At 35.9% G+C, this 12676-nt stretch carries 13 protein-coding genes; 7 read left to right on the top strand and 6 right to left on the bottom strand.

The genetic code is table 11. The annotated features are described in order from the left end of the window. Positions 1 to 45: 45 nt before the first annotated feature. Entirely contained in the window at positions 46 to 1941 is a 1896-nt protein-coding gene (gene glgB, locus ACJJVT_RS02045; protein ID WP_405396037.1) for a 1,4-alpha-glucan branching protein GlgB, read from the bottom strand. A gap of 173 nt (positions 1942 to 2114) precedes the next feature. Here glgB and ACJJVT_RS02040 point away from each other — a divergent pair, with 173 nt between their 5' ends. The 4 genes from ACJJVT_RS02040 (at position 2115) to ACJJVT_RS02025 (ending at position 5241) form a co-directional block, all read left to right on the top strand. Beyond that, positions 2115 to 2687 carry a collagen-like protein gene (locus ACJJVT_RS02040; protein WP_405396036.1) on the top strand — a complete coding sequence of 191 codons (573 nt, stop codon included), beginning with the start codon at positions 2115 to 2117 and terminating at the stop codon, positions 2685 to 2687. Between the two features lie 158 nt (positions 2688 to 2845). After that, the gene (msrB, locus tag ACJJVT_RS02035) at positions 2846 to 3343 is read left to right on the top strand and encodes a peptide-methionine (R)-S-oxide reductase MsrB (protein ID WP_405396034.1); all 498 of its coding nucleotides are present in this window, start codon (positions 2846 to 2848) and stop codon (positions 3341 to 3343) included. A 197-nt stretch (positions 3344 to 3540) separates the two neighbouring features. Then, complete coding sequence (gene lpdA, locus ACJJVT_RS02030) at positions 3541 to 4932, top strand: dihydrolipoyl dehydrogenase (RefSeq protein ID WP_405396033.1); 1392 nt, start codon at positions 3541 to 3543, stop codon at positions 4930 to 4932. 21 nt (positions 4933 to 4953) lie between these two features. Next, positions 4954 to 5241, top strand: a complete 288-nt coding sequence (locus ACJJVT_RS02025) for a DUF3817 domain-containing protein (RefSeq protein WP_073245685.1) — start codon at positions 4954 to 4956, stop codon at positions 5239 to 5241. On the opposite strand, the gene ACJJVT_RS02020 is transcribed toward ACJJVT_RS02025, so the two are convergent. The 3 genes from ACJJVT_RS02020 to ACJJVT_RS02010 form a co-directional block, all read right to left on the bottom strand. Further along, positions 5238 to 6425, bottom strand: a complete 1188-nt coding sequence (locus ACJJVT_RS02020; RefSeq protein ID WP_405396030.1) for a PQQ-dependent sugar dehydrogenase — start codon at positions 6423 to 6425, stop codon at positions 5238 to 5240. The two genes, ACJJVT_RS02025 and ACJJVT_RS02020, sit on opposite strands and share 4 nt — an antisense overlap. A 65-nt stretch (positions 6426 to 6490) precedes the next feature. Then, on the bottom strand, positions 6491 to 6907 hold the full coding sequence (aroQ, locus tag ACJJVT_RS02015; RefSeq protein ID WP_405396028.1) for a type II 3-dehydroquinate dehydratase: 417 nt from the start codon (positions 6905 to 6907) through the stop codon (positions 6491 to 6493). A gap of 67 nt (positions 6908 to 6974) precedes the next feature. Then, positions 6975 to 7493, bottom strand: coding sequence for an outer membrane beta-barrel protein (locus ACJJVT_RS02010; protein WP_405396026.1), 519 nt, complete (start codon positions 7491 to 7493; stop codon positions 6975 to 6977). A 188-nt stretch (positions 7494 to 7681) separates the two neighbouring features. On the opposite strand from ACJJVT_RS02010, the gene xerD reads away from it, so the two are divergent. Beyond that, positions 7682 to 8584, top strand: coding sequence for a site-specific tyrosine recombinase XerD (gene xerD, locus ACJJVT_RS02005; protein WP_405396025.1), 903 nt, complete (start codon positions 7682 to 7684; stop codon positions 8582 to 8584). On the opposite strand, the gene ACJJVT_RS02000 is transcribed toward xerD, so the two are convergent. Beyond that, on the bottom strand, positions 8581 to 9096 hold the full coding sequence (locus ACJJVT_RS02000; RefSeq protein WP_405396023.1) for a hypothetical protein: 516 nt from the start codon (positions 9094 to 9096) through the stop codon (positions 8581 to 8583). The two genes, xerD and ACJJVT_RS02000, sit on opposite strands and share 4 nt — an antisense overlap. Before the next feature lie 135 nt (positions 9097 to 9231). Next, positions 9232 to 10524, bottom strand: a complete 1293-nt coding sequence (locus ACJJVT_RS01995) for an NAD(P)/FAD-dependent oxidoreductase (protein WP_405396020.1) — start codon at positions 10522 to 10524, stop codon at positions 9232 to 9234. A 100-nt stretch (positions 10525 to 10624) separates the two neighbouring features. Here ACJJVT_RS01995 and ACJJVT_RS01990 point away from each other — a divergent pair, with 100 nt between their 5' ends. Beyond that, entirely contained in the window at positions 10625 to 12052 is a 1428-nt protein-coding gene (locus ACJJVT_RS01990; protein ID WP_405396019.1) for an amidohydrolase, read from the top strand. Positions 12053 to 12178: 126 nt separating this feature from the next. Then, a complete protein-coding gene (locus ACJJVT_RS01985; protein WP_405396017.1) occupies positions 12179 to 12673 on the top strand; it encodes an RNA polymerase sigma factor in 495 nt (164 codons plus the stop codon). Positions 12674 to 12676: the final 3 nt, after the last annotated feature.

Below are 12676 nucleotides of genomic sequence, written 5' to 3'. Positions count from 1 at the left end.
TCAAAGAAATTCTTTAAAGTAGACTAAAACGAAAACTACTTCAAATTATTTCAGTATTACTATACCTAAAGGAGGAATAGTAATTTCTATGGACTTTTTATGCCCGTGAGCCGGTTTGGTAGACGCTTTTATTTTACTATTTAAATTTCCGCCGCCACCATATTTGGCATCATCACTATTTAAAACTTCTGTTAATTTTCCTTTTTTAGGATTACCGATTCTATAATTTTCTCTAGGTACTGGCGTAAAATTACACGCTATAATTAAATCGTTCTTTTCATCATGACCTTTACGTACGTAAGTCAAAACAGAATTTTCGTGATCACCGTAATCTATCCACTGAAAACCTTCTGGACTAAATTGTTTCTCGTACAATGCCGGTGCGCTTTTGTATAGATGATTTAAATCTTTTACAAAATCTTGAATTCCTTTATGACCATCGTACTGTAATAAATGCCAATCTAAACTTTGCTCAAAATTCCACTCTGCCGTTTGTCCGAATTCGCCACCCATGAACATTAATTTGGTACCTGGGTGGGTAAACATATACCCGAACAATAACCTCAGATTTGCAAATCGCTGCCATTCATCACCTGGCATTCTATATACTAATGACTGCTTACCATACACTACCTCATCATGCGAAAAAGGCAGCATAAAATGCTCGGTAAACGCATAGGTCATACTAAAAGTTAAGTCGTTCTGATGGTGTTTTCTATAGATTGGTTCTTTTTGAAAAAACTGTAATGTATCATGCATCCAACCCATCATCCATTTCATACCAAAACCTAAGCCGCCATGTTCAACTGGTTTTGAAACCCCTGAAAACGCTGTAGATTCTTCGGCAATAGTCTGTACTCCATCGAAACTAGAATACACTGCTTCATTCAATTCACGAATAAAAGATATGGCTTCTAAATTCTCATTATTACCATATATATTTGGTTCCCATTCACCGTCTTCTCTAGAATAATCTAAGTACAGCATAGACGCAACGGCATCTACACGAAGACCATCTACATGAAATTGATCTAACCAAAATATAGCATTACTTATTAGAAACGCTCTAACCTCATTTCTACCATAATTGAAAATTAAACTCTTCCAATCTGTGTGGTATCCTTTTCTTCTATCTGGGTGTTCATATAAATTAGAACCATCAAAGAAACCGAGACCATGTGCATCTTCTGGAAAATGAGAAGGTACCCAGTCTAAAATTACTCCTATATCGTTTTGATGAAAAGCATCTACCAAAAACTTAAATTCTTCTGGAGAACCAAATCTTGATGTTGGCGCAAAATAACCGGTTAACTGATACCCCCAAGATGGATCATATGGATATTCCATTATCGGCATAAACTCTACATGGGTATATCCCATTTCTTTTACATAGTTGACAAGATCAATTGCAAACTCTTTATAGGTCAAAAACTTATTCTCTGCATTTTTCTTCCATGAACCTAAATGCACTTCATAAACGGAGTATGGTTTGTCTAATCCGTTTTTATCCTTTCTGTACCCCATCCAAGCTTCATCTTTCCAATCATGCTCGGCTGTCCATACAATAGATGCTGTATTTGGTGGGTGTTCGCAGTACCTTGCAAAAGGATCCGCTTTTTCTGTCCAGATATCATTATTATTGGACTGTATTTTATATTTATAAACTTCGCCTTTACCTATATTGGGAATAAAACCTTCCCATATTCCGCTAGAATCCCAACGAACATTCAACTTGTGATCATCTGAATCCCAAGAATTAAAATTACCAACTACAGATACAGATTTTGCAGACGGAGCCCATACAGCAAAGTATGTACCCGCCACACCATCTACTTCTACCAAATGCGAACCCAGCTTTTCATACAGCCGATAATGCTTACCTCCTTTAAAAAGGTCAATGTCAAAATCAGTAAAAAGTGAGTGAACTTGTACGTTAGGCATATAGAGTGTTTATTTTTGTAAAGCTAATCATCTTTTAAAGACGGTCGACTTCAATTCTTTTTTGTTGAAAATATAGCAGTTAATATCCGATTTAAATATCTAAATACCAAAAATGGAACGCTTTTTGAAACAACTATTCAAAATTAAAACTCAAACCATAAAATTATAACATTATGAGAAAACTGAATTTATTTATTGGAGCACTAGCAGCATTATTTATTATATCATGTGAAGGACCACAGGGACCTCCAGGTTTTGATGGATTTGATGGAGAAAGAGGACCTGCCGGACAAGATGGTTTAGATGCAATTAATATATTAGGGCAAGTAGTAGATATTGAAGGTACCTTTACTTTAGATAATGACTATTCTATATTTTACGAGTTTCCACAAACTATAGAAGTTTTTGAAACTGATGTAGTTTTAGTTTATATGCTTTGGGATGTAACTGAAGATAGCAACGGTGAATCTGTTGATATTTGGAGGCTGATGCCACAAACAAGAATTTTGGATCAAGGCTTGCTACAATACAACTTTGACTATACCTTTTTAGATGTTAATATTTTCTTGGAGTCAGATTTTGACTTATCAACCCTACCAGCAGGTGATACTGACAATCAGGTTTTTAGAATTGCCGTTTTACCAGCAGAATCTACTACAGGTAAACTAGACACCTCAAACATTAATTCTGTAATGGCACATTTAGGCATAACGGAAGATAGTATACAGAAAGTAACAATAGAATAGCACCCATATATAGTTAACCTATTTAAGTTAGAGCCCTTGATAAATTATCAGGGGCTTTTTTTATATTATTTTTAAAACCTTAACGCTAAAAGTTCCGTAAATACAATACATTGAAAGGAATACATAATTTATTCGACAGAACTAAAAAAATTGAAAAGATGAAAATAAATTTTGCAATTGCACTACTCGTACTTTTTGTAAGCTGTAAAGGTACTTCTCAAGAAAAAGAGATGGCTACCACAACAAAAACGAGTGCTAAAAAAGAATTTACCGTACAAAAAACGAAGAGCGAATGGAAGAAAGAATTGACCGATTCTGAATACTATGTACTTCGTGAAGCTGCTACTGAAAACCCATTTACTAGTGAGCTTTTAAAGAATAAAGAAAAAGGGACTTACGTTTGTGCTGCATGTGCTACTCCCCTATTTAAAAGTTATACAAAATTTGATTCTGGTACCGGATGGCCTAGTTTCTATGAGGAAATTGAAGGTAACGTTGCTTATGATGTAGATTATAAAATTGGCTACAAAAGAACCGAAGAGCATTGCGCTACGTGTGGCGGACATTTAGGTCACGTTTTTGAAGACGGACCAGACCCAACTGGTTTACGCCACTGTGTTAACGGTGTAGCTTTAAATTTTGTTCCTGCAGAATAATTTTGGCTTGAAAATGATATAAAAAAGAGGTCTAAATAGACCTCTTTTTTTGTTTCTATAACATTCATATTAAACAAACTAGATTCTTTTCTAAATATCACAATTTCATATTAAAGGTCATATTTTAAAAACCTACGAGCAATCTCAATTAGGTTTTGTATTTTTGATCTTCAATTAAAACTACAAAAAATCAAAATATGAGCACTTTCGATATTATCGTTTTAGGTAGTGGTCCCGGTGGATATGTTACCGCTATTAGGGCTGCACAATTAGGCTTCAAGACTGCCATTATTGAAAAAGAAAGTTTAGGCGGCGTTTGCTTAAATTGGGGTTGTATACCTACCAAAGCTTTGTTGAAATCTGCACAAGTATTTGAATACTTGAAACATGCAGAAGACTACGGTTTAAAAATTAAAGGTGCCGATAAAGATTTTGATGCAGTTGTTAAAAGAAGTCGTGGCGTTGCTGACGGAATGAGCAAAGGTGTTCAATTCTTGATGAAGAAGAATAAAATTGAAGTTATTAAAGGTTACGGAACCTTAAAAGCAGGAAAGAAAGTTTCAGTTAAAGCTGAAGACGGTTCTACTACTGAATACAGTGCTAATAATATTATTATTGCTACTGGGGCAAGAAGTCGCGAACTGCCTAGCTTACCACAAGATGGTAAAAAGATTATCGGGTACAGACAGGCAATGACCCTAGAGAAGCAACCTAAGAAGATGATTGTTGTTGGTAGTGGCGCAATTGGTATCGAATTCGCTTACTTCTACAACTCTATGGGAACTGAAGTTACTGTTGTTGAATATTTACCGAACATTGTACCAGTTGAAGACGAAGATGTTTCTAAGCAATTAGAAAGAAGCTTCAAAAAAGCGGGAGTTAAGATTATGACTTCTGCAGAAGTTACTTCTGTTGACACTTCTGGAGATGGTGTAAAAGCTACGGTAAAAACTGCTAAAGGTGAAAAAGTTCTTGAAGCTGATATCGTATTATCTGCAGTTGGTATTAAAACCAATATCGAAAATATAGGATTAGAAGATGTTGGTATCGCTACCGACAGAGATAAGATTTTGGTAAATGATTATTACCAAACGAACATACCAGGATATTTCGCGATTGGTGATGTTACACCAGGACCGGCACTTGCTCACGTTGCATCTGCAGAAGGTATTCTTTGTGTTGAGAAATTAGCAGAAATGCATGTTGAGCCATTAGACTACGGTAACATACCAGGGTGTACGTACTGTTCTCCTGAAATTGCTTCTGTTGGTTTAACCGAAAAGCAAGCTAGAGAAAAAGGTATCGATATTAAAGTTGGTAAGTTTCCTTTCTCTGCAAGTGGTAAGGCAAAAGCTGCCGGTGCTTATGAAGGATTCGTTAAGGTTATTTATGATGCCAAGTACGGCGAATGGTTAGGTTGCCATATGATCGGTGCAGGTGTTACAGATATGATTGCTGAAGCTGTTCTAGGTCGTAAATTAGAAACTACCGGTCATGAAGTGCTAAAAGCTATTCACCCACACCCAACCATGAGTGAAGCTGTTATGGAAGCTACTGCAGCAGCTTATGACGAGGTAATTCACTTATAATTAAATACAAAATATTACAGCATGTTAAAATTATTTCGAGCAACGGCAATTTTAGAAGGAATCTCCTATTTGGCGTTGTTCGGGGTAACCATGCCATTAAAATATTGGGCTGAAATACCAGAACCTAATAAATTGGTCGGTTACGCTCACGGTTTTTTGTTCATTGCCTTTATAGCACTAACCCTAATAGTTGGGTTTACCCATAAATGGAGCTTTAAGAAAGTATTTATTTTCGGAATAGCATCCCTTCTACCCTTTGCTACATTCTACGTTGAAGAGAAATATTTAAGACCTGAAGACAACGCTTAAGGCTGAACTTCGGCTACTGCTGTTAGTTCATAAATTTTTCCATCAAAAGCACATATATACAATTCATTATTTGCATGTGTCCCAAATGATGAAATAGCTAATTCGCTTTCAAATATCAGCTTATTATTACCGGCTTGATCTAAAGCCCAAATTCTACCGGAAACAAAATCACCATAAATATATAACCCCTGTAATTCTGGTAAGGCATCACCTCTATACACATAGCCACCGGTTACCGACTTATCGTTTTCTGTGCGACCGTATTCATAAAGGGGCGCTATTAAATCTGTATCATCACAATCGTTTTCAAGAAAGCATGAGGTACCTTCTAGAATATTCCACCCGTAATTACCGCCTTTCACTATTATATCTATTTCCTCTTTCTCATCTTGACCCACATCACCTGCCCACAAGGTATTTGTTTGATTATCAAAACTAAATCTCCACGGGTTTCTTAATCCGTAGGCATAAATTTCACCTCTTGCATTCTCTTCTTCCACAAACGGATTATCTGCGGGAATTGCATAGTTCAACCCATCTTCAGTTGCATCCACATCAATACGTAAAATTTTACCCAGTAGATTGCTTAGGTTCTGCGCATTGCCATCTGGGTCACCAGATCCACCACCATCTCCAGAAGCAATATATAAATATCCGTCAGGACCAAAAGCTAATTGTCCGCCATTATGATTGGTTGCCGGCTGCGGAATTTCCAATAAAATAGTTTCGCTAGCTTCATCGACCATATTTGCATCAGTTTCAGAAACTTTAAATCGAGATACCACAACCAACTCTTCACTTGGCGTATAGGTGGCATATAAAAATCCGTTTGTGATATATTCTGGGTGAAAAACAAAACCTAACAACCCTAGTTCACTAGCCGTAGCAGTTCTTGCAGAAATATCTAAAAAGGTAGTTGTTTCTTCTGTTGTAGCATCATTATTAAAAACCTTAATAATTCCGCCTTTCTCTGCTACAAATATTCTTGTGCTATCTGCACCGGCAGCTTGAAGATCTAAAGGATTATTAAAAGTTAAATTGGGAAAGGCATTATTTACAGTAATACTCACTAAGGAATCGATTTGCACATTAGGATTAGGAGTCAAATTCAATTCATCTGCATCACTGCAAGAAATATAAAATAATGATGTAACACCTAATAGTACAGAAGCAATTCTTTTCATAACAACGTATTTTGTTATTATTTACGAATTAGAGCACCCTTATAGATGTTAAAATAGTTTTTGAGTTAAAATAAAAAGCTCTCGATAGCCAAATCATAACTTTTTAAACCGAAGCCAAGTATTACGCCACTTGCTGCAGGCGATATGTAAGATATATGCCTAAATTCTTCGCGCTGATGTGTATTAGAAATATGAACTTCTATCACCGACGTTTCAACTGCTTTTACGGCATCGCCAATACCTACTGATGTATGTGTATATGCTGCTGCATTCAATACGATACCATCATAAGAAAAGCCGGTTTCTTGAATTTTTGAAATCAACTCCCCCTCTATATTAGATTGAAAGTATTCCAATTCAACATCTTTGAACTTGAATTGTAGCTTTGAAAAGTAATCTTCAAAAGTTTCTGAACCGTATACTTCTGGCTCCCTTTTTCCTAAAAGATTTAGATTGGGACCATTTATAATGATAATCTTCATACATCAAAAATAACGAATGTTGCCGTACAATGAATTACAAATACTAGAAGTAAATTAAAGTATTTCTTTAGCGACGCGTTCTATATTTGGGCTCAAAATTATAAACGATACCCAAGGTAACAGTAGACCAAGTAGTTTCTTCAACATCAATACCCGTGTATGATAAATTTACCTCTACACTTGAACTCATTAAATAAGCAATTGTAGGTCTATAATAAAGACCACCTTCATTACCATCATTTATTCCCATTGCATAACCTATATTTCCACCAAATGAGAAATAATTTGATGTCCAAAAACGAACACCTGCAGACAAGGGCATAAACTGAACAGCTTCCTGTTCTTCTCTGATTATCGTTGTTTGAAAGGTTTCTGCAAAACCATGAATATAACCTACCGCGGGCCCTACATCTACTACTTCACCTAACGGATACATGTATGAGAAATCTGCTGCAAGTACAACACTTACCGCTTCATTATAATCATCTAATGGAATACCACCTTGTATACCGAATTTGAAGCCTTCTTGAGCAAAAATTCCGGTTGAAAGACATAAAGCAAATAATAAAATGAAATACTTATTCATGGTTTGGTCGGTTTATTTCCTCCAAAAATAAAGGTAAGACTAAGCTTACAGGCATCTTTGTTGTGAATACCATGAAAGTAGTGGTACAACTAACTTTTAAATAGGTCACATCAATTTAAAGTATCCAAATACATCCCATATTATTACATTATTATATTCATAATTAATGGATTCTTTATCTTTAAACCATGAATTGGAAACATGCTTTAAAAGATTACACGGTATATCTTAAGCTTGAACGAGGGTTATCAAAAAATTCTATACAGAGCTATACTATGGATATTGAAAAGTTGATGTCTTTTCTTGAAACCCATGATATAAACACTACCCCAATTCTAATTGACAAAAACACTGTTCAACAGTTTATTTATGAAATTGCCAAAGTGGTCAACCCTAGGTCTCAAGCAAGAGTTATATCGGGACTCAAAAGTTTTTTTAATTATCTAATTTTTGAAGATTATAGAAAAGATAATCCGTTAGATTTAATCGAATCTCCTAAGATCGGACGCAAATTACCTGATACACTTTCTGAAAATGAAATAGATAAATTGATAGGCGCCATTGATTTAAGTTCTGCAGAAGGAGAACGCAACAGAGCAATGCTAGAGACTTTATACGGTTGCGGATTAAGAGTTTCTGAACTTATTGGATTAAAAATATCTGATTTATTTTTTGAAGAAGATTTTATTAAAGTCACCGGTAAAGGTGACAAACAAAGATTTGTACCGATAAGCTCGGTAAACAAAAAATACATTGATATTTATAGAAATGAAATTAGAGTTCACTTAAACATTCAAGAAGGTTTTCAAGACATCCTTTTTCTTAACCGACGCGGCAAACAACTTACCCGAGCGATGATATTTACTATTGTAAAAAACTTAGCCGTAACTATCGGACTGGAGAAAAGTATAAGTCCGCACACATTCAGGCATTCTTTTGCTACTCATTTACTCGAAAATGGCGCCGATTTACGATCTATTCAACAAATGCTTGGGCATGAAAGTATTACCACAACAGAGATATACATGCATGTAGATCGATCTCATTTAGCTGAAGTCATGAATACGTATCACCCTAGAAAGAGTCATTAAAATTTCCACTTACTACCTATTGTAAGTGCTGCAGGCATTACTACATGCTTTTCACCAAAAGCACCTATGCTCGGGTTGTTGAATTGTACATTAGCCTTCAACTCAATCATTAAATTAGGATCAACATCATATCCTATTCCGGTAACAAAACCAATACGATATGGTGTTTGTCCAACACCTGTATTTTCCGTAGCTATCTCTGCTTCTAGCCCTCCAAGTAAATATAATCGTTTATTCAAGTACACTTTAGCTAATACGCTGGATCTAAATCTTTCACTTAAAATATACGTATCATAAAAACCTTGAAGTTCTAATTGTAACGATTTTGAAACTCCGTATTGCACCATAAAAGACTTATGAACATCACCAATTGCAGAAGCAGGATATGCGTGTCCTGCTATAGATAATCCGGTTAATGACGATGGTAAATTTGTTACTGGCGGTTCTTCTATTGTCTGACCCTTTGAAACAATTACAAACAAGAATAGAAAACTATGTACAATTATTTTCATAGGTCAAATATCGATTATTGAAATAAATTCCTACAAAAGATATTTTAAAAATAAGAACCAACGAAATACTTGGCAAAAATTTAACTGCCAAGCATTTAGAAAACTTCTATCATACCTACATAAATTGAAGTACCCCTAATCTTTAAACTGACTGTAATCTCTTTTGAACGGGCGGATAATTAATCGTGCTTCGCGATCAAATCGAATGTAGTTATATACCCAATTGATAAATACGACCATTCTATTTCTAAAACCGATTAAGAAAAACAGGTGTACGAACATCCAAACGAACCAAGCAAAAATTCCTTGAAATCTAAATTTCTTAATATCGCAAACTGCTTTATTTCTACCAATAGTCGCCATGCTACCTTTATCAAAGTAGACAAATGGTTTCATAGGTTTGTTCTCCAATAAATTCACCAAGTTTTTACCTAATAGTTTACCTTGCTGTATTGCTGGTTGCGCTACCATTGGGTGCCCGCGAGGATTATCTTCTGTTGCCATGCACGCAATATCACCTATGGCGAATATATTTGGATGACCTATTACCTGGTTGAATTCGTTGACATTTATTCTATTACCGCCAGCAATTACGCCATCGGCATCTAAACCTTTTATACCCGCACCTTTTACCCCTGCCGCCCAAACTACGGTAGCTGCATCGAATTTTAAATCTGTTTTTGTGGTAACCGTTTTACCATTATAACCAGTAACCCGAACACCTTTCCAAACTTGAACTCCGAGTTTTTCTAAGAAGTCTTCTGCTTTTTTCGAAGCTTGCGCACTAAAACCCGGCAGTAAACAATCGCCACCTTGTACAATATTTATTTGTGCTCTTCTTGTATCTAAATCTGGATAATCTTTTGGTAAAATTCCTTTCTTAATTTCTGCTAAAGCACCAGAAAGCTCTACCCCTGTTGGTCCGCCACCTACGATTACGAAATTCATCAAAGCATCTCTTTCATGATAATCATCTGTAAGAAGCGCCTGTTCGAAGTTCTCTAAAATTAAACTACGAAGGTTCAACGATTGCGGAATCGATTTCATAGACATCGCATTCTTTTCTATCTCCTCATTTCCAAAGAAATTAGTTTCAGAACCGGTTGCAACAACTAAATAATCAAAACTTATATCTCCAATATTTGTATTTAACTTTTTACCAGCAGTATCTATATTTTCCACTTCGGCCAAACGGAAATAAAAATTATCATACCCTATTAAAACCTTACGAAGTGGGTATGCTATAGAATCTGGCTCAAGACCTCCTGTAGATACTTGATATAATAAGGGTTGAAAAGTATGGTAATTGTTCTTATCGATAAGAACAACTTGTACTTCTTGTTTACTTAATTTTTTAGCTAGAGAGACTCCGCCAAAACCACCACCTATAATTACAATTCTAGGATAGCTTGAAAGTGGTATGTTCATAGTATGAATACTTAACTGCGAAATTAAACAAATGGACTTCTACTTTAAAATAATAATGTGTTTTTAGTATCTTTAAGGTCTAACTCAAACAATCACCAACATGCGTAAAACCCTTATTTTATTGGCAGTACTCGGTACTTCCTTTTATTCGATGAATGCTCAAAAGAGCGAAAAAGATATTATTAAAAAATTAGAGCAAAAAAGTGATGAATACGGAATTATAGCTCAAAATATTTGGGAATTCGCAGAAATGGGATATCAAGAAGAACAGAGCTCTGGTCTTCTACAACAAACACTACAAGATGCAGGCTTCACCATAAAAAAAGGTGTTGCCGGCATACCTACTGCATTTATTGCAGAATATGGTAGTGGTAGCCCCGTAATTGCTATTATGGGCGAATTCGATGCCTTACCCGGACTTTCTCAAAAAGCAGTTGCCGAGAAGGAATCGGCTGGTGCAGCAGCAGGTCACGCATGCGGACACCATTTATTCGGTACAGCTTCTACAGCTGCTGCCATTTCTACTAAAGAATGGTTAGAAGTAAACAAATCTAAAGGTACTATTCGTTTTTACGGTACACCTGCAGAAGAAGGCGGTTCTGGAAAGGTATATATGGTTCGTGAAGGACTTTTTAACGATGTAGATGTTGCTTTACACTGGCACCCAGGAGCTCAAAATGCAGCGAGTGCTGGCGCGGCATTAGCAAATAAATCGGCTAAATTTAGATTTCATGGTATTTCTGCGCATGCAGCCGCATCGCCAGATAAAGGTCGTTCTGCTTTAGATGGTGTTGAAGCTATGGATATGATGATTAATATGATGCGTGAGCACATACCGCAAGAAGCTAGAATTCATTATGTAATTACAGATGGCGGTAAAGCACCAAACGTTATTCCTGATTTTGCAGAAGTGTATTACTATGCTCGCCATAATAGACGTGACGTTGTTATAGAAATTTTTGACCGTATGGTTAAAGCTGCCGAAGGTGCTGCTTTAGGCACAGGTACAACTATGGATTTTGAGATGATCGGCGGTACGCATGAATTACTACCAAACCTTACTTTACAGAAGGTGATGCATGAAAACCTATCTGAAGTTGGCGGAATGGAATATACTGCAGAAGAAAAGGTTTTTGCCGATAAAATAGCAAAATCATTAGGTCAAGAAAAAGCTGATCTTGCTACAGCAAAGAATGTACAACCATACAAGACCGAAGCTAAGGCATTCGGTTCTACCGATGTTGGCGATGTTAGCTTTACTGTACCAACAGTTGGTTTTAGTTCTGCTACTTGGGTACCAGGCACACCAGCACATAGCTGGCAAGCAGTTGCCGCAGGTGGTACTTCTATTGGCAATAAAGGGATGATGATTGCTGCAAAAACATTGACGATGACTGCAATTGATCTGTTCAAGGATAAAAAGTTAGTAGCATCTGCCAAAGCTGAATTCTTAGAAAAAAGAGGAGCTGACTTTAAATATATTCCTCTTTTAGGAGATAGAGCACCCGCTTTAGATTATAGAAAATAATCATAGATTACTATTAGATTAAAAAGTGCCAAAGAATACTTTGGCACTTTTTTTTATCTATTTGTCGATTTATTGTAACAAAAGAAACTATCGATAGACTAACTTGATAAGAACAACCAACCAATAGTGAATAAAGAACTTGAACACAAATTTGTGACCGAGCTACAGGATAATCAAAATATTGTCCATAAAGTGTGTACCCTGTATACAAATGACCGCGACTCTCACAATGATCTGTTTCAAGAAATAACTATTCAATTATGGAAAGCTTATCCCAAATTTAGGGGTGAAGCAAAGTTTAGTACTTGGATGTATCGTGTGGCATTGAACACCGCTATCACCTTATATCGAAAAAATAAAAGAAGAATTGATACCGCTGATTATGAGTCTATAATTTTTAAGATCAAGGCAGATGAGTATGATGAGACCGAAGAATTACAATTGAAATTAATGTACAAAGCTGTAAAGCAATTAAATGATATTGATAAGGCATTGGTCTTTTTATACCTGGAGGATAAAAATTATTCAGAAATATCAGAAACTTTGGGTATTACCGAAGTAAATGCACGAGTGAAGATGAATCGTATCAAAACAAAATTAAGAACCATTTTGAATCCATAAGCA

Origin of the sequence: Maribacter sp. Asnod2-G09, assembly GCF_045063795.1 — a bacterium.
Lineage (GTDB): Bacteria > Bacteroidota > Bacteroidia > Flavobacteriales > Flavobacteriaceae > Maribacter.
This window is presented reverse-complemented; position numbering and strand designations above follow the sequence as displayed.

Excerpts from the sequence above, each read along its gene's own strand:
- glgB (WP_405396037.1), bottom strand. The coding sequence starts at position 1,941 with ATGCCTAACGTACAAGTTCACTCACTTTTTACTGATTTTGACATTGAC.
- ACJJVT_RS02040 (WP_405396036.1), top strand. The coding sequence starts at position 2,115 with ATGAGAAAACTGAATTTATTTATTGGAGCACTAGCAGCATTATTTATT.
- msrB (WP_405396034.1), top strand. The coding sequence starts at position 2,846 with ATGAAAATAAATTTTGCAATTGCACTACTCGTACTTTTTGTAAGCTGT.
- lpdA (WP_405396033.1), top strand. The coding sequence starts at position 3,541 with ATGAGCACTTTCGATATTATCGTTTTAGGTAGTGGTCCCGGTGGATAT.
- ACJJVT_RS02025 (WP_073245685.1), top strand. The coding sequence starts at position 4,954 with ATGTTAAAATTATTTCGAGCAACGGCAATTTTAGAAGGAATCTCCTAT.
- ACJJVT_RS02020 (WP_405396030.1), bottom strand. The coding sequence starts at position 6,425 with ATGAAAAGAATTGCTTCTGTACTATTAGGTGTTACATCATTATTTTAT.
- aroQ (WP_405396028.1), bottom strand. The coding sequence starts at position 6,907 with ATGAAGATTATCATTATAAATGGTCCCAATCTAAATCTTTTAGGAAAA.
- ACJJVT_RS02010 (WP_405396026.1), bottom strand. The coding sequence starts at position 7,493 with ATGAATAAGTATTTCATTTTATTATTTGCTTTATGTCTTTCAACCGGA.
- xerD (WP_405396025.1), top strand. The coding sequence starts at position 7,682 with ATGAATTGGAAACATGCTTTAAAAGATTACACGGTATATCTTAAGCTT.
- ACJJVT_RS02000 (WP_405396023.1), bottom strand. The coding sequence starts at position 9,096 with ATGAAAATAATTGTACATAGTTTTCTATTCTTGTTTGTAATTGTTTCA.
- ACJJVT_RS01995 (WP_405396020.1), bottom strand. The coding sequence starts at position 10,524 with ATGAACATACCACTTTCAAGCTATCCTAGAATTGTAATTATAGGTGGT.
- ACJJVT_RS01990 (WP_405396019.1), top strand. The coding sequence starts at position 10,625 with ATGCGTAAAACCCTTATTTTATTGGCAGTACTCGGTACTTCCTTTTAT.